We start from the raw sequence: 15,634 nt of genomic DNA on the forward strand, positions 1-15,634 counted from the left end.
CCTCACATCCTGACCTGCACCATGCCGTTTTCCACCCGCGCCTCGAACATCCGCATCGCCCGGGTGGCCGGGGCCGACACCGGCCTGCCATCGCGCACATCGAACGCGCCCTGATGCAGCGGGCATTCGATCACATGCCCGTCGAAATAGCCGTCACACAGGTCCGCGCCACCATGATTGCACAGCGCCAGCGAGGCATAGATACCGCTGGGCGTATCATAGAGCGCGATGATGCGTGATCCGACCTCGACCCGCGTGACCCAGTTCTTTTCAAGCCGGGTGACTTCGATCACGTCCCGCCAGGGTTTTTTCGTCGCCATGGCTTAGTGCTCGGGTTTCTGACGCAGGATCTGTCGAAGGATGTCGCGATGGGCGGCAAGATAGCCGCCGGGTTCGACAAAGATGTGATCCTTCAGCTTGTCATGCAGTCGCGGCAGCGCATGGAACGGTACTGAGGCGACATAGTGATGCTCGGCGTGGTAGTTCATGTTCCAGCACAGAAACCGCACCGGGGCCGAGACCAGATTTGTACGGGTATTTTCCGACATTTGGGCGACGTTGGGCCGCCCTACATGTTCGGTCATCCGCACGAACCGCATCACCGGCTCACCCAGAAACAGCGGGATGATCCAGTACCAGATCAGGCCCCACCAGCCGGTCAGCGCCATGGTCAGAAACAGCGCCGCATAGATCGCCAGCATCCGCCGCGCGTCGCGATAGACCGCCTTGTGTTCAACCTTGGGGATGAAGCGCAGTTCTGCCGCGTTGAGCTTTCCGCAGGCATGGCGGAACAGCTCGGTGAACTTGCCGCGCCAATAAGGCAGGGCGGACAGGTACAGCAGGTACTGACCAAGCGTCCAGGGCAGGGGTATCAGCTCGGGGTCCTCGCCGGTGAGCTGGGTATAGGTGTGGTGGTCGCAATGCTCGTAGCGGAAAAACCGATGCGGCAGGACGATGATCAACCCGCAGATCTGGCCGACCAGATCATTGAGCCAGCGGGTCCGGAACACGGTGTAATGCACGCATTCATGCTGCAGAGAGAAATGATGCACCAGAAAGACTCCTTGCGCGAACATGGCAGGCCAGATCAGCCAGGAGTTCCAGGCCAGCGTGATCAGGGTGGTGGTGACACCCAGCAGCAGCACCCAAAGCGCCAGATGACGTAGCCCCGGCCCATTCGAGCGCTGCATGAATCCCTTAAGCTCTTCGCGTGTCAATTTCCCTTCGGCCAGGGCCTGAGTCAGCGGCGTGACGATTGCGTTGGACATGTGAGTTCCACAATTTGCCGGTGCGGGGGCGGACCCTCGACGCATAGACCGGCACCGGAGACGGGAGTGCTCCGCACCATAGGGCCACCTCGAACCGGCCCTATTAGCAAGGGATTATTCCGGCGCGGCGCGATTCGATCAAGCCCGGCAGCTCAGATCGCGATGCGCAGCCCGATATCGGGATCAGGATCGGCAAAGAGCGCCGCCGCGCAGGAATGCCGGGCCAGAATCGATGGCCCCTCGGGCAGGCGTTCGGCATGGAATACGCCAGCGTCCCAATAGGTCACGCCGTCGATCACGATGGTGGGGTCGATCACGTTCCAGCTGATCTCACCGGGCGCATAAGCGCCGCAGGTGTGAAAGTGCAGCAAGCGCGGATTGCCGAAGGCGGCCCCGCCCCAACGCTCGAAATTTTCGCGCATATCCCAGGGATATCCGCATCCGGGATGGATGCCTGCATGCCAGGAATGCACGCAATTACGGTCGATGCCGAACTGCCCGGCCACCCGGTCATATTGGGCCTCGGCCCGTGCCGCGTTGGCGGGATCGCCTGTAAACTGAGTCAGACGCCCCTGTTCCATATGAGCAAAGACCGGGTGGTCAAATTCGATCGTGTAATTGTCATAGTATTTTGAGCCGGTGCCGGTCAGGAACCCGACCGCGACGCGCCCGGAAAAGCTGTATGCAGGCACCGGGGTGAAGACCGACATCGGAAACCGCAGGATCGAGGTGTCGCCCGAGGGGGTAAGATCCATCACTGGGCGGCCACGCACATCGGTGCCGAGCGGGCAGGTGACCCGCACTTCTTCTGCGGCATCCAGCACCGTGTTGATCCCGGATTTGATCTCCATGAAGGCGTCGTGATGGCCATTGGAAAACCCTGAACCGAACAGCTCTCGCGTCAGGGCAAAGCTGACGATGATCTTCTTGCCCTGTGGCATGTCCGAGAACCGCAGCTGATCGCCAAGGCGAGCGAGGAACAGAATGATGTCGGCGGCCTCGAACCGGGCCAGAAGGTCGTCAGGCAAGTGCGGATTGTCGGGGTTGAACCCCACATCCACCGCATCGACCGATAGGCCCAGCGACCGGGCGGTGCGGGTGACGATATCAACGCTGTCGGCATCGAAATAGCCGAACTCGGGCGGTTCATAGGCAATCAGCAGCCGGTCACCGGCCCGCGCGTGGGCACAGTTCACCAGCAGATTGCACGCACCCCGTTCGGGCGTCATCTCTGACATCAACCACTCCTTCTGTGAAGTGCTTGTAAAATACTGCCCGGTACGGGCTCTGATCCATTTGAAAGTGATAATGGTAAGCATTAGGGTGACTAATATGATCCTGAACCTGCCCTATTCTGCTCTGCGCGCCTTTGAGGCCGTTGTGCGTCATGCGGGGTTTTCCTCGGCCGCGGCAGAGCTGGGGGTCAGCCAGAGCGCGGTCAGCCAGCATGTGCGTACGCTGGAGGAATGGCTTGGCCGCGATCTGCTGGTGCGTGGCGCGCGGCAGTCGCGCCCGACCCGCGAGGGTGAGCAACTGGCGCTTGCCATATCCGAGGGGCTGGGGCGGATCTCGGATGTCTGCACGCAGCTGCGCGACAAGACCCGCACCGACCACACGATCGTGATCTCCTGCCTGCCCGGCTTTGCCTTCACCTGGTTGTTTCCGCGGCTCATTCACTTCGATCTGGCGCATCCCGACCTGTCGATCTCGATCGCGACCGATACCGGCCAGCAGCCGTTTTCCGGCGCTGATGCGGATATCGGCATTCGCTATGGGTTGGGAGAGTTTCCCGGCTATCAGGTTGACCTGCTGATGGTCGAACGGCTGTTCCCGGTCTGCGCCCCGGCCCTGTTGCCAGAGTTGTGCGGGATCGGTGACCTGACCCGTCACAGTTTGCTGGTGGACGAAAACCTGCATCACGGCGCTGCCAGCCCCACTTGGGAGTTCTGGGCAAAGCAATGCGGCCTGACCCTGCCATCGCCCTTGCGCACGCGGCGGTTGGGGCAGTCCAACATGGTGGTGCAGGCCGCCATCGCAGGGTTGGGTGTCGCCCTTGGACGCGAACCTCTGGTCGTCGACGCGCTGAGCGATGGGCGGCTGGTCCGGCCTTTTGCGCAGTTGACGCAATCGCCGCTGTCTTACTGGCTGGTGCGGCGACACGAGAGCAGGGACAGCCAGAAGGTAAGCGAGTTTCTGAACTGGATCCGCTCCGAGGCCGATGCGCAGCCCGATATTCCGCCACCTGCGGGTCGGTTGGATTAGTGTTCCTTATATGTGTCATTATCAATCGGGCATGGCGCAAGGGGCCGACGCTGCGCCATACTACCCCCAGCCATCTGACCAGACGGAGAGCGCTTTCATGTTTCTGAGAAACTGCTGGTATGTCGCAGCTTGGAGCGCGGATATCGGGCGCGCGCTGCGGGCAGAGACCTTTCTGGGCGAGAATATCGTGCTCTACCGGCAGCAGGACGGTAGCCCGGTTGCGCTGGAAAATGCCTGCCCGCACCGCAAGTTGCCGCTGTCAGAGGGCAACCTGAAGGGGGATAACGTGGAATGCGGCTATCACGGGCTGACCTTTGACTGTTCGGGCGCCTGCATCGACAGCCCCACCCAGCGTGGCATGACCCCGCGCCGGGCGGTGGTCAAATCCTATCCGGTGGTCGACCGCTATCGCCTGTTGTGGATCTGGATGGGCGATCCGGCGCTGGCTGATCCCGACAAGATACTCCCGGTCGAGAATTACGACGATGCCAGTTGGGGCCTGACCGATGGCGGGGTGATGGATATCGACTGTCACTACCTGTGGGTCTGCGACAACCTGCTTGATCCCAGCCATGTAGCCTGGGTCCATGTCACCTCGTTTGCCGGGGCCGGGACCGACGAAGAGCCTTTGAATGTCGAAAAGACCGATCGCGGTGTCATCGTCTCGCGCTGGATCGAGAACAAGCCGCCCTCACCCTATTATGCCAAGCTGGTGGCGTTTGAGGGCGATTGCGACCGTCTGCAGCATTACGAGATGTGCCTGCCCGCGATTGCACTGAACAAGTCGATCTATACCCCGGTGGGTACAGGTGGCTATGACAAGGCGCCGGTTGAGGAGACATTCATCAATATCTCTTACAATTTCATGACGCCGATTGATGCGGACCGGACCCGGTATTTCTGGTTTCAGCACCGCAATTCCGATCCCGACAATGCCGAAGTGTCGACTTTCATGAATGACGGCGCGCGGATGGCGTTTCTGGAGGATAAGGATGTGCTGGAAAAGGTACATCTGGGTATGAAACACGCCAAAACGCCCCATATCGACCTGGGGTTGGATGCCGGGGCCAAGCAGTTCCGCCGGGTGCTGGAGCGCGCCATCAAGGCCGAAGCCAATGATCACGACGTGGCCCTGACACAGGTCTGAGGCCAAGCTGCGGATGAGCCTGCCGCATGACGTCAAGCTCTCTGAAAGATCATCAAAAAGCTGCATACATCGGCGGTTGGTCAGGGGCAAAGCCGCCCGGACGCGGCATGAGGTACTTCAGCGCCTAAACCCGTTGACGCAATGTGACCTGTGGTCAATATTGTTACGAATATGCAAAAATACTCCCTCTTCTCGCTTGCGCGTAATGCGCTTTCGGGACATCGGAACTGGCCGCTGGCCTGGCGCAGCCCACCCTTGAAGGATCGCTATGACGTGGTGGTGATCGGGGCAGGGGGCCATGGGCTGGCGACAGCCTATTATCTGGCAAAGGAGTTCGGCGTCATCAATATCGCCGTGCTGGAGCGTGGCTGGCTGGGTGGCGGCAATATCGCGCGCAATACGGTGACGATCCGGTCGAATTACATGCGGGACGCTTCGATCCCGTTCTATGTCAAATCCGTCGCCATGTACGAAGGGCTCACCCGCGAGTTGAACTTCAACATGATGCATTCCAAGCGCACCATGGTGGATGTGGTCCAGACCTGGCCCAAGCTGCGCGAGCTGCGGCGGCGGCAACTGGTGATGGATATCTATGGCTCGACCTATGAACAGATTACGACCGCAGAGCTGCGCCGCCGTATTCCGGCCCTGACCGGGGGCGGGCCGGAGGCGCGTCTGCCGGTGATTTGCGGCATGGTCCATACCGATGCGGGCGTGAACCGGCATGATGCGGTGGCTTGGGGATATGCCCGCGCGGCGGATGCGATGGGGGTCGAGATCCACCAACAGACTGCGGTGCACTCTCTGCTGCGCGGTGCGCAAGGCGCGATCGAAGGGGTCGCTACCAGCCGTGGAACGGTGCGGGCCAATAAGGTGGTGGTGGCGGTTTCGGGCCATACCACGACGCTGACCGAAACGGCGGGCTTGCGGCTGCCGTTGCGCACGATGAACCTGACGGCGTTTGTGTCCGAGCCGGTGCAGCCGCTGATCGACGTGATCGTGAACTGCCCCGATAGCGGGTTCTATTTCAGTCAGTCCGACAAGGGCGAGATGGTGATCGGCGGCGCGCCGGACATGGGGCAGAGCTTTCGCCGCGACATCAAGCAGCATGTGTTCGAGGATACGGTCAGCGCGATGCTGTCGCTGTTCCCGCGCTTCAAGAAGCTCAAGCTGTTGCGCCAATGGGGCGGGCATCTGGATATCGCCCATGACGCCTCACCCATCATGGATCAGACCGAGGTGCCGGGCCTGTTCGTCACCGCCGGATGGTGGGGCGGCTACAAGGCGATCCCGGCGGGCGGCCTGACCCTGGCACATCTGGTCGCCAAGGGCGCGCCGCACCCGCTGATGGCCGCCTTCACCCTTGACCGGTTCCGGCATCTGGATTTCGTGATGGAAGCTGGCACCACTACAGCGCGATAGAAGGGACCCGATCATGTTGCTCATTCCCTGTCCCTTCTGCGGCGCGCGTAGCGAAAGCGAGTTCATCTATGGGGGCCCGGTGCGCGCGGCTCGACCCGACCCCAATGTGGTCAGCGACGCGGACTGGGTGGATTACCTGACCGTGGTGCCAAACCCGTTGGGACCGGTGCAGGAACATTGGTGGCACGCGCGCGGGTGCGGCGAGTGGCTCACGATCTGGCGCGACACGCGAACCCATGACATCGTGGAGGCCCCCGATGAGATTGAGTAGCCGCCTGACCACCGGCGGGCGTATCAACCGCGATCGGCCGCTCCGGTTCCGTTTCAATGGCAAGGACTATCAGGGCTTTGACGGCGATACGCTGGCCTCGGCCCTGATGGCCAACGGCGTGCGCGTCACCGCCCGCAGTTTCAAGTATCACCGCCCGCGCGGCATCGTCGGGCACGGCCCCGAGGAACCGGCGACGCTGGTGCAGCTGGAGGGCGAGGATGCCGCAGGCAATTGTCCGGCCACCGCGGTGCTGCTGCGTGAGGGGCTGAGCGCGCGCTCGGTCAATTGCTGGCCGTCGCCCGGTTTCGATCTGGGCGGCGTGGCGCAGGTGCTGGCCCGGTTCCTGCCTGCCGGGTTTTACTACAAGACGTTCAAATGGCCCGGCTGGCACCTGTTCGAGCCGTCGATCCGCAAGGCGGCCGGTCTGGCTCCTGCCCCGGCGCAGCCGCCGTCCTCGGGCCATTTCGAGGCGCGCCGTGCCCATGCGGATGTGCTGATCGCAGGCGCAGGCCCGGCCGGGTTGCAGGCCGCGCTTGAGGCCGGGCGCGCGGGCAAGCGGGTGTTCCTGGCTGATGAGGGGAGCGAAGCCGGGGGCAGTCTGCTGAACCGCACCCTGAGTATCGGGGGACGACCGGCACTGGACTGGGTGGCTAACGCGGTCGCCGAATTGTGCGGGATGGAGAATGTCACCCATCTGCAAAACGCCACCGTCTGGGCCTATCGCGAGCATAACCTGCTGATGGTGAATGAACGCTGCCCTGAACAGGACAGCATTCTTGAGCGCAGCTGGCGGGTGCGCGCGGGTGAGGTGGTGATTGCCACCGGGGCCAGCGAACGCGCCATGGTGTTTGGCGGTAATGACCGGCCCGGCGTGATGCTGGCCGCCTCGGTGCAGGCCTATGTCAACCGCTGGGGAGTTGCCCCCGGCAAACGGGTGGCGCTGTTTACCAACAATAACAGCGCCTATGCGGTCGCGGCTGATCTGGCGGCGGCGGGGCTCATCGTGACGGCCATCCTTGATAGCCGCAGACATATCCCGCAAGCGGCGCTGGATCTGGTGCCCGACTTGCCGGTGCATCCCGCGACCGTGGCTGCGGGCATCTTTGGTCACAAGCGGGTGCGTGCAGTGCTGGCCGCGCCACTGTCGGGTGACCTCGCCAAATGGATCAGATGTGATGTGCTTGCCCATTCCGGCGGTTGGAATCCGACGGTGCATCTGTGGTCGCAGTCCCGCAGTTCGCTGCGCTATGACGAGGATCTGGCCGCGTTTCTGCCCGACAGCGCCGTGCAGAACTGCCGCGCCGTAGGGGCCGCAGCGGGGGATCTGACGCTGGACCGGATCGTCGCGGGCGGTGCCGACCTGCCTTATGCGATTGAACCGCTCTGGCGTGTGGATGTGCCGGTGCAGCGCGGCAGAGCGTTTCTGGATATTCAGAACGATGTCTTGGTCAGCGACGTGCATCTGGCCCTGCGCGAAGGCTATGCCAATATCGAGCATGTCAAACGCTACACCACCGGCGGCATGGGGGTGGATCAGGGGAAGACCGGCAATATCAACATCATCGGCACCGTTGCGATGCAGCAGGGCGTGCCCATTGAGCAGATCGGCACAACCACCTTCCGGTCGCCCTATACACCGGTGTCATTTGGCGCGATTGCGGGGCTGCGAGAGGGCACCGTTTTGTTACCCTATCGGCACACACCGGTGACGCAATGGAACGTGGACAATGGCGCGGTGATGTATGAGGCAGGCGCCCGCTGGCAGCGACCCGGCTACTTCCCCAAGCCCGGCGAGAGCTTGCAGGAGGCGGTGAACCGCGAGTGCCGCGCCGTGCGCGAGGCTGTCGGCGTCTATGACGGCTCGCCCCTTGGCACATTCGAGTTGAAGGGCCGGGATGTTCCGCGCTTCCTCGACTTCATCTATTCCAACGTGATGTCCAGCCTGAAACCCGGCGAGGGGCGCTATGGGCTGATGCTGTCGGATGACGGGCTGATCCTGGATGACGGGGTGGCGTTCCGGCTGGATGACCACCGCTGGCTGCTCTCGACATCGACCGGGCATGCGGATGTGGTGAACCAGCATATGGAAAAGCTGTTACAGACCGAGTTTGCCGACTGGCATGCGATGATCACCACCGTCACCAGCCAATGGAACAACGCCACCATCTGCGGCCCACATGCGCGTGATGTGATGCAGGCGCTGGGCACCGACATCGATCTGTCGCCGCAGGCCTTCCCCTTCATGTCAATTCGCGACGGTATGGTCGCCGGGTTTCCGGCGCGCGTCGCGCGGGTCAGCTTTACCGGAGAGCTGTCTTATGAGGTCAACGTCGCCCCGCGCCATCTGATGGCCCTCTGGAACAAGGTGATGGAAGCTGGCGCGCCCTTCGCCATCCTGCCTGTGGGTTCGGAGTCGAACCATGTGCTGCGGGTCGAGAAGGGGTTTCTGTCGCTGGGTCATGAGGTGGACGGCACTGTCGATGCCTACGATCTGGGGATGGGATGGGTCATGTCGAAGACAAAGCCTGATTATCTGGGCAAACGCGCGGTGATGCTGCGTCGCGCGGGTGGGGCGACCCGGCGCGAATTGGTGGGCATCCTGCCGCAGGACCCCAACCGGCAAATCCCCGAAGGCGCGCCGCTGACTCCTGCAGGTTGCAAAGAGGCGACAGAGGGTCTGGTCACGGCCTGCGTCTGGAGCGTGGTGAACCAGCGCTGGGTCGGATTGGCCCTGCTGGAGAACGGCCACGCAAGGCAAGGCGAAACCGCCCATGTCCGGCTGCAGGATGAGGTGATCCCGGTCAGTATCACGAAACCGGTCTTTCACGACCCCGATGGCACACGGTTGAGGTCCTGACATGCGCTATGACGTGACCCTCCAGCGTTGCGGCCTGAGCGCTGTTTTCGATCTCAAAGGGGCGGCAGATGCACTGCGCAACTGGGCCGGGGACATGTTGCCGCCATTGCCGGACCATCCCAACACCCGTACAGGCGGGGGAGGGGTGGAGCTCTACCATATCGGGCGCAAGCACTGGCTCGCCCGCGCTCCGCTGGCGCAGGAAGAGGTGCTGGAGGCGCAGCTAAAACCCGACGCTTGTCCTGCAGAGATCAGCATCGTGCGCGTTTCGGACACACTGAGCTTCTTTCGCATCACCGGGCCGGACGCGTCCCAGGTGATGGCCATCGCCTGCCCGCTGGACCTGCATGAGACCGTGTTCGGCGCGGATGCGGTGACCTATTCCGAACTGTTCGGCCTAAAGGCCTTGGTGCTGCGCTGCGAGGGCGGATTCGAATGTGCCGTTGAACAGAGCTTTGGCGATATGGTTGAAGATTATCTGACCCTGTCTTGTCGGCAGAAACCGGTCTGATGTATCCCATTCAATCACTCACATATGTGTATTGTGCCAACCCCGAAAGACGCTATGGAACCGCGATCATTGCGGGCGCGTCGAGACCGTGATGATCTCGATCATATCGCTCAGAATCTCGCGGAAACCATGCTGCAGCATGGCATCAAAACTCAGCGTGTCGCCTGCTGACATGGCGAAGTCTTCGGTGCCGCAGCGATAGGTCGCGTCTCCGGCGATCATGTAGATAAAGACATGCCCTTCGTGCTGATAACGCGGTAGATTTTCCGAGTCTTCGCGAAAGATGCAAATGCGCGCAGACTGAAAGCTGCCGCCGGGTCCACCATGCTTGCCCAGCAGCATGTAATCATGCGCATGGCCTTGTGTAATGCGCCGCGACCGCAACCCTTCCCCGGCTTTGACGTGATGCACATCGGCCGTATGCTCGGAATGGGTAAACAATGCCATCAGCGAAACATCCAATGCGTCCGCCAGCGATTGCAGCGTGCCAAGCGAGGGCGAAACGTGGCCGTTTTCGATCCGGCTGATCATCGCGGTCGAAAGCTGCGCCTGTCCGGCCAGATCGGCCAGCGTCAGGTCGCGCTCCAGACGCAGCCGCTGAAGCGTCTGACCGACCTCGCTTTCGGTATCCGTCTTTTTAGCCAATGCCTGTGTCGCCGATCATGAAGCCATGGACGTGGATGCCGCAAGAACGCGTTGCGGCCCTGCGGGTCCAATCAGTGCCCGCTTGGGAAAAATCGTCAAGGGTCCTCTCAAAAACGCTGCCCGGGCCGGTCCCAGCCAAAACTGGATTCGCGGATCGCATGCACGTGGATGGCGTTGGAGGGGGCCTGAACCGAGACCGGATCAGCCTTCGCGGCACGATACGCAGGCTCTATCCGTGGGCGTTGCCGTTTGAGGCCATGGACAAGCAGATATGCAGGTCCAGTGCCAGTTCGTCGTCGCGCACGAGCCTCTCTACGGTTTCCGAGAGCCATTCGGCCACGTCCCTTGGAATGTGGGATTCTGACAGCAAATGCACTGCGTCGGCGCATCTGGCTTGAGTGTCCAGCGCGTCAAGGGACTTGGATAAAATCTGAGGAAAAGGTGTCTGCATGAATACCAGGGTTCTCTCTCTTGTGTCCTTGTTGGCCAAATGTATTTCGCTTGGTCAATATCGTTCCAGTATTTTGGCCGGTTTCTGCAATTCCCTGCCAGTATGGTTAACAATAATGCCAAATGAAGGTTATTGTTGCAACCAAAGGCCGCAGCGGGACCTGCAGGTTCATACGGCAGAAATCAGAGCGTTTGCGGCCCCAACGAACCCAGAGGCGGCTACCCCGCTCGCAAATAACAAGCAAATGGCTTCCAGGGCGCTGAGTTTCATGGTGACCTTCCCGAGCAGTTTCACAATGGTTAACGAGCTAGCAGGACCACCGGGGCGGGCGCAGTGAACAATTTCACATAAGCTATGCGTTCATGGGCCGCAGACGTGCCCGGTTTCGCTCGCGAGGCCGCGCGGCACTCTCAGAGTGGAGCGCTCACCTTATCCCCGGCGCGCGCACAACACCGTCGCTATCCACCGATATAAACGCCACTTTTGGGCCGGTAAAAGATCTTCTGGTTGTGCAAACGCCCCAACAAATCGTGAATCTGGCGTTCTGTTTCCTCTCGCCCTTCTGGAGGCAACGCCTCAGGAAGATTGCGCAACGACCTTTCGATCAGGTCCATGTCTTCTACCGTCAATTCGAACATATCGTTGTATTGGGGCATTCTGAACTCCTTGGATCGCTTTAAGCCCTGATACCAGATTCTCGACGCATCTCAAAAGCTGCGCGCCGGGTCTCGACTTACGAGAGCCAATTGTGCTGGAATCTGATGCAGGCGCATAAAACCGGTCATTTGCGAAAACGCAGGGGAATTCAGGAGGCGAGGAGAATTTCGTGGCAGGTCGTCGTGAAACCGGCCCTTCCATGAGGCCTGCGACCCGCTCCAAGGCACCGATCATGACAATGGCGTCTTGCTGGTTCGCTTCACTTGAGCGCGTAGCACTTCTCGGAGTCTCCGCCGGGTCTGGGACCGCTCATGCACTTGTAGAAGGCTTCGCGCTTGGCCTTCTGTTCTGCGTCCCAATCGGCTTGCGACACGCCCGGAGGCGCGGTGCCAAATCCATTTGGTCCGGTATCACAGGCTGCCAGAAATGTCGCGCCGCAAATCAGCAAACCTAGTCTGAAGAACTGACTCATGCGTCTTGCTTCCTTGTTTAATGCCACCTTTTGCCCTGCAGCAGCAAGGCGGTGGTATCAAGAGTATCGCCAGATCAAAGATCGTCGGCGATCCGTGCTGCTTCAAGCCTTACACAGCAATTAGACTACTCATCCGCACAAAAGACACGGCAAGTGGTCTCTGAGACCCTGCTACGCTCGCTCCCTGCTTAGGATTATCAAAGGTATCACCTGCAAGGGGAACCTGTGAAAGGGAAGATGGCGGGCTCGGTGGCGTCTCAATCAATGATCCCACAATGACAGACTGCCAGCATTCGTACTATCCTCTATCTGCTGTTAGTTACGGGGAGGAAAAAAATGGCTTTGTCTCGTGCATCTTGTCAATGTGGAGCGCTGACTCTGGAGGCGAGCGCGGACGCCGACATTTGTATCGCCTGCAATTGTTCCGCGTGTCAAAAGCGAACCGGATCAGCCTTTGCGACAGTGGCCTATATTCCGAAATCTGCGGTTTCGATTAATGGTGAGCAAATGAGTTGGTCCCGCAAGGCAGAATCCGGTCGGGATGTCGAAAACTACTTCTGCCCGCATTGTGGAACAACGGTCTATTGGACATTGGACTTCCGTCCCGAACATGTTGGCGTGCTCATCGGGGCTTTTGACAGTCCACGCCCGGACCCTAGCCGTGTCGTCTGGGCGAAAGAAAAGCGCCCTTGGGTGAGCTTCCCGGCAGAGTTTGAGAGTTTTCCGGAGGGGTCGCCGACGCCGCGCCAGTAGCTTTGACTCCTACTCAAAGCTCGGCTTGGTGATCTTGCACGCCTCACAAAACCTAGAGGGCTCAGGCGGTAATGCACTCGCTTCAGGCGAGACTTGGCGGCGGGTATTTTGGGGGCGGGCATACGGAGACCGGGTGTTCTGCGGGCACGCGGGAAAACTGGCGGCTCATCGACTTGCGGGCGTCCCGAGCGGCTCTGATCCGTCATGGCTCAAATGGCAGCTTCGTTAGGATAGGTGGCAATCGAAACCCGGACGGGACGCGCTTCTAGTGTTTCGATATTCGGCGGCTCTCGAATGATCCGCCATTTGTGGTGCCGATTGCAGGAGAGGCACGGATTTTTTGTCCAACCGTGATCCATTTCACAGAAGGCCAACAGTGTTTTGTGTCATGATGGAATTGTTAGATGGTTACGTCAGTAAGACGTTGGTTTAATTGTTTCCCCAAAAGGTACGGGCACGCAACAGGTCGTGCCCGTTCTTGTTTTCAGGAGGCCAGCTTGATCAGCCCGACACGCGGGCTATCATTGTCCATACTGTTTGGACATGCGCCGCAGCCATTTCTCGTTTACTTAAATGCAAGGCAAAATAGAGAACGCGTGGGTTGCCAATCGCGCAGTCTACAGATCAGGCTAACAGAGGCTGATCCCGGACAAGTCTCAAGACTGTCCGGGTCAGCACAAACTCCAACCGAAAACCATGCTGGGACGCTGGGAGACTGCCGCTGATCGCGCACAGGATTCGTGCTATAATTGCAGAACTGATTTATCACAAAGGATTTTGAAGATGCCTGTCGATACGGACATTGGTGATATACAAGCGCCATCGGATGATCTGGTTCTGGAGCCCGGTCAAGACCTTGTGTTGCTTGATGACAGCGGCAACGAGTTGATGCGGCTTGATGCCAATCTGGGTATCATCCGGCTTCGGCGATCGGATTTGAGCAATATCGTTCAAATTCAAGGCGGAACGGGCAACATCCTGCTTGGCGGTGCTGGATCTGACGGCGATATCTTTCTATTCGACGCATCCAATACGAGCCAGAATTTGGGTGATGCAACAATTCACCTCAACGCGGACGGGCGCTCGGTGCGCGTCGGGCAGTCGGACAATCCCGGCACCATTCGCGTCGTGGGCAACAATGAAGGGGTCCAGATCGATGGGTCCAGTGGTGCTGTCATCGCGTCGGGCCGTACCGAAGTGCGGACGGACTCCGGTCAACTCCGCGCCCAATTGCGGGACAATGGGAATGCAACCATTGGCGGCAGCGGAGCCCGTGGCAGATTGGAACTGCGCAACGACTCCAGTGACGGAACCGTCGTGTTCAACGGTGAAGTCGGCCATGGGCGCATGGGTGGGCACGGCACGGATTCACGGCTTGAGATGCGCCGGGCAGACGGCACCGTCACCATCGTTTTGAACGGTGAGACCGGTAATGTCGGGCTGGGAGCGCCCGGCGGTGGTGAGGCCGGAGCGCTGTTTGTCAAAGATGGCTCCGGGACGGATACGTTTACGTTGAACGGATCCACGGGCGAGGCCCGTTTCGGAGGATCGGGCAATTCCGGATTGCTCGCGCTCAGGGATGATGGCGGCCAGGAGACCGTGGTGCTGAACGGAGCCACGGGAAATGTCGGCCTTGGCCGGTTCGGAACCTCCGGTGATCTTTTTGTTAAGAACGACAACGGCAACAACACGATTCACCTCAGTGGAAACACTGGCAACATGAACCTGTCAGGGGACGTGCGCTTTACCAACAACGTCGCCGATTGCGCGGAAGAATTTGATCTGGGCGATCAGGCGCGCGAAAACGGGCCCGGCACAGTGATGGTCATAGGTGAGGGCGGAAAGCTGCATCCCTCGACTTCGGAGTATGACACCGCTGTCGCTGGCGTCGTCTCGGGGGCAGGCGGCCTGCGTCCTGGGGTTATCCTAGGGCAGGACGCAGATGCCAAAGAGGGCAGTCGGTGCCATCTGGCGGTATTGGGCCGCGTGTTCGTGAAGGCGGATTCCGCGCTTGGCAGCATCAATGTTGGCGACCTGCTCACGACCTCACCGATCGAAGGCCACGCGATGCGGGTCTCGGATCGGGCTCGGGCGACAGGGGCTGTCATCGGCAAATCGCTTGGAACGTTGTCCGAGGGGCGCGGGATGGTCCAGATCTTGATCTGCCTTCAATAAAGGGGGTTCAAGATGGATGTTTCACTGAGAGACGTTTTGGCCTGCGTAGATGCGCCAACGGAGGAAGCATCCCTCCTTCGGCACCTGTTTGGCTTCCTTGATGGGCGTCCCGTCGGGCTGGGGACCGTTTCGGTCCGCGATCAGATCGAGGCGCTGCGGGGCGATCATCTGCATCTGGACATCATCTTGGTCGTGCGTGATGACTTTGCCGCCAACGATTTGCAGGACCTTGCTTTCGGTATTCAAGGCGCGCGCGATATTCTGGGCCAGGTCGGGATCGGCATCGGGCGCGTGCGCTATCACGAGATCACCCGTGAGCAGGCGGATGGGGCCGAGGTGATCACCAGCAAGAGAGAAGCCAAGCGCCTGACACGCCGCTTTCGCGGGTCCAGCGACGATGCGATGGATGTGTTCATGGTGCCGCAATACAATGTGACCTCCGGCGGCGAGAACAAGGCGGGCATCTGTGCCGTTCCGACCTGTTTCAAGAACCACTACGTGTTCAATGGCTGCGTCATCGGCTTCAGGCACAACGGGGGCCCGATCACAGGCCCTCAGATGCCCCGGCTTCTTGCCCATGAGCTGGGCCATGGGCTCGGGCGCATACATCGCAACATCTCGGGGAACCTCATGGAATCAGGTGGCTCCGGCACATCCCTGACCGTCAGCCAGGGGCGCGGCATGCGCCGCGATTGCTTTATTCAGGACGGCTGCAGCTTTTAGGAGATGTAACGTGACAATCA

The 15,634-nt window shown here is 60.4% G+C and carries 15 protein-coding genes; 9 read left to right on the top strand and 6 right to left on the bottom strand.

The features are described from left to right. Positions 1-2 precede the first annotated feature (2 nt). From Q5Y75_RS15025 to Q5Y75_RS15035, 3 genes are all read right to left on the bottom strand, one after another. A complete protein-coding gene (locus Q5Y75_RS15025; RefSeq protein ID WP_306198881.1) occupies positions 3-320 on the bottom strand; it encodes a non-heme iron oxygenase ferredoxin subunit in 318 nt (105 codons plus the stop codon). Between the two features lie 3 nt (positions 321-323). Continuing rightward, positions 324-1,268: a fatty acid desaturase family protein gene (locus tag Q5Y75_RS15030; RefSeq protein WP_306198883.1), complete on the bottom strand. Its 945-nt coding sequence runs from the start codon at positions 1,266-1,268 to the stop codon at positions 324-326. 152 nt (positions 1,269-1,420) lie between these two features. Next, positions 1,421-2,506 carry a hypothetical protein gene (locus tag Q5Y75_RS15035; RefSeq protein WP_306198886.1) on the bottom strand — a complete coding sequence of 362 codons (1,086 nt, stop codon included), beginning with the start codon at positions 2,504-2,506 and terminating at the stop codon, positions 1,421-1,423. 94 nt (positions 2,507-2,600) lie between these two features. On the opposite strand from Q5Y75_RS15035, the gene Q5Y75_RS15040 reads away from it, so the two are divergent. The 6 genes from Q5Y75_RS15040 to Q5Y75_RS15065 all read left to right on the top strand — a co-directional run bounded on the left by Q5Y75_RS15040 (position 2,601) and on the right by Q5Y75_RS15065 (position 9,738). Next, complete coding sequence (locus Q5Y75_RS15040; protein WP_306198888.1) at positions 2,601-3,530, top strand: LysR substrate-binding domain-containing protein; 930 nt, start codon at positions 2,601-2,603, stop codon at positions 3,528-3,530. A 97-nt stretch (positions 3,531-3,627) separates the two neighbouring features. Next, the gene (locus Q5Y75_RS15045; protein WP_306198890.1) at positions 3,628-4,677 is read left to right on the top strand and encodes an aromatic ring-hydroxylating dioxygenase subunit alpha; all 1,050 of its coding nucleotides are present in this window, start codon (positions 3,628-3,630) and stop codon (positions 4,675-4,677) included. Between the two features lie 171 nt (positions 4,678-4,848). Further along, positions 4,849-6,099 carry an FAD-dependent oxidoreductase gene (locus tag Q5Y75_RS15050; protein WP_306198891.1) on the top strand — a complete coding sequence of 417 codons (1,251 nt, stop codon included), beginning with the start codon at positions 4,849-4,851 and terminating at the stop codon, positions 6,097-6,099. Positions 6,100-6,112: 13 nt separating this feature from the next. Beyond that, on the top strand, positions 6,113-6,370 hold the full coding sequence (locus Q5Y75_RS15055) for a sarcosine oxidase subunit delta (protein ID WP_306198893.1): 258 nt from the start codon (positions 6,113-6,115) through the stop codon (positions 6,368-6,370). After that, a complete protein-coding gene (locus Q5Y75_RS15060) occupies positions 6,357-9,227 on the top strand; it encodes a 2Fe-2S iron-sulfur cluster-binding protein (RefSeq protein ID WP_306198894.1) in 2,871 nt (956 codons plus the stop codon). Before Q5Y75_RS15055 ends, Q5Y75_RS15060 begins: the two co-directional genes overlap by 14 nt. 1 nt (position 9,228) lies before the next feature. After that, positions 9,229-9,738 (top strand): aminomethyltransferase family protein, encoded by a 510-nt coding sequence (locus tag Q5Y75_RS15065; RefSeq protein WP_306198895.1) that lies wholly within the window; start codon positions 9,229-9,231, stop codon positions 9,736-9,738. Positions 9,739-9,804: 66 nt separating this feature from the next. Here Q5Y75_RS15065 and Q5Y75_RS15070 read toward each other — a convergent pair whose 3' ends face one another. The 3 genes from Q5Y75_RS15070 to Q5Y75_RS15080 all read right to left on the bottom strand — a co-directional run bounded on the left by Q5Y75_RS15070 (position 9,805) and on the right by Q5Y75_RS15080 (position 11,963). Continuing rightward, a complete protein-coding gene (locus tag Q5Y75_RS15070) occupies positions 9,805-10,383 on the bottom strand; it encodes an XRE family transcriptional regulator (protein ID WP_306198897.1) in 579 nt (192 codons plus the stop codon). Between the two features lie 909 nt (positions 10,384-11,292). Further along, positions 11,293-11,490 (bottom strand): hypothetical protein, encoded by a 198-nt coding sequence (locus Q5Y75_RS15075; RefSeq protein ID WP_306198898.1) that lies wholly within the window; start codon positions 11,488-11,490, stop codon positions 11,293-11,295. 260 nt (positions 11,491-11,750) lie between these two features. Continuing rightward, a complete protein-coding gene (locus Q5Y75_RS15080) occupies positions 11,751-11,963 on the bottom strand; it encodes a hypothetical protein (RefSeq protein WP_306198900.1) in 213 nt (70 codons plus the stop codon). A 336-nt stretch (positions 11,964-12,299) separates the two neighbouring features. Between Q5Y75_RS15080 and Q5Y75_RS28520 the strand changes: the two genes are divergently transcribed. The 3 genes from Q5Y75_RS28520 to Q5Y75_RS15090 all read left to right on the top strand — a co-directional run bounded on the left by Q5Y75_RS28520 (position 12,300) and on the right by Q5Y75_RS15090 (position 15,614). Then, positions 12,300-12,716 (top strand): GFA family protein, encoded by a 417-nt coding sequence (locus tag Q5Y75_RS28520; RefSeq protein WP_371933272.1) that lies wholly within the window; start codon positions 12,300-12,302, stop codon positions 12,714-12,716. Between the two features lie 783 nt (positions 12,717-13,499). After that, positions 13,500-14,891 carry a hypothetical protein gene (locus tag Q5Y75_RS15085; RefSeq protein WP_306198903.1) on the top strand — a complete coding sequence of 464 codons (1,392 nt, stop codon included), beginning with the start codon at positions 13,500-13,502 and terminating at the stop codon, positions 14,889-14,891. A gap of 12 nt (positions 14,892-14,903) precedes the next feature. Further along, a complete protein-coding gene (locus Q5Y75_RS15090) occupies positions 14,904-15,614 on the top strand; it encodes a hypothetical protein (RefSeq protein WP_306198905.1) in 711 nt (236 codons plus the stop codon). Positions 15,615-15,634: the final 20 nt, after the last annotated feature.

Source organism: Ruegeria discodermiae (assembly GCF_030758345.1).
In the GTDB taxonomy this organism is placed as follows: domain Bacteria; phylum Pseudomonadota; class Alphaproteobacteria; order Rhodobacterales; family Rhodobacteraceae; genus Ruegeria_C.

Bases quoted from the DNA above. Each gene is read 5' to 3' on its own strand.
- Q5Y75_RS28520 (WP_371933272.1), top strand. From the start codon at position 12,300: ATGGCTTTGTCTCGTGCATCTTGTCAATGTGGAGCGCTGACTCTGGAG.
- Q5Y75_RS15065 (WP_306198895.1), top strand. From the start codon at position 9,229: ATGCGCTATGACGTGACCCTCCAGCGTTGCGGCCTGAGCGCTGTTTTC.
- Q5Y75_RS15060 (WP_306198894.1), top strand. From the start codon at position 6,357: ATGAGATTGAGTAGCCGCCTGACCACCGGCGGGCGTATCAACCGCGAT.
- Q5Y75_RS15080 (WP_306198900.1), bottom strand. From the start codon at position 11,963: ATGAGTCAGTTCTTCAGACTAGGTTTGCTGATTTGCGGCGCGACATTT.
- Q5Y75_RS15025 (WP_306198881.1), bottom strand. From the start codon at position 320: ATGGCGACGAAAAAACCCTGGCGGGACGTGATCGAAGTCACCCGGCTT.
- Q5Y75_RS15075 (WP_306198898.1), bottom strand. From the start codon at position 11,490: ATGCCCCAATACAACGATATGTTCGAATTGACGGTAGAAGACATGGAC.
- Q5Y75_RS15085 (WP_306198903.1), top strand. From the start codon at position 13,500: ATGCCTGTCGATACGGACATTGGTGATATACAAGCGCCATCGGATGAT.
- Q5Y75_RS15045 (WP_306198890.1), top strand. From the start codon at position 3,628: ATGTTTCTGAGAAACTGCTGGTATGTCGCAGCTTGGAGCGCGGATATC.
- Q5Y75_RS15050 (WP_306198891.1), top strand. From the start codon at position 4,849: ATGCAAAAATACTCCCTCTTCTCGCTTGCGCGTAATGCGCTTTCGGGA.
- Q5Y75_RS15090 (WP_306198905.1), top strand. From the start codon at position 14,904: ATGGATGTTTCACTGAGAGACGTTTTGGCCTGCGTAGATGCGCCAACG.
- Q5Y75_RS15035 (WP_306198886.1), bottom strand. From the start codon at position 2,506: ATGTCAGAGATGACGCCCGAACGGGGTGCGTGCAATCTGCTGGTGAAC.
- Q5Y75_RS15030 (WP_306198883.1), bottom strand. From the start codon at position 1,268: ATGTCCAACGCAATCGTCACGCCGCTGACTCAGGCCCTGGCCGAAGGG.
- Q5Y75_RS15040 (WP_306198888.1), top strand. From the start codon at position 2,601: ATGATCCTGAACCTGCCCTATTCTGCTCTGCGCGCCTTTGAGGCCGTT.
- Q5Y75_RS15055 (WP_306198893.1), top strand. From the start codon at position 6,113: ATGTTGCTCATTCCCTGTCCCTTCTGCGGCGCGCGTAGCGAAAGCGAG.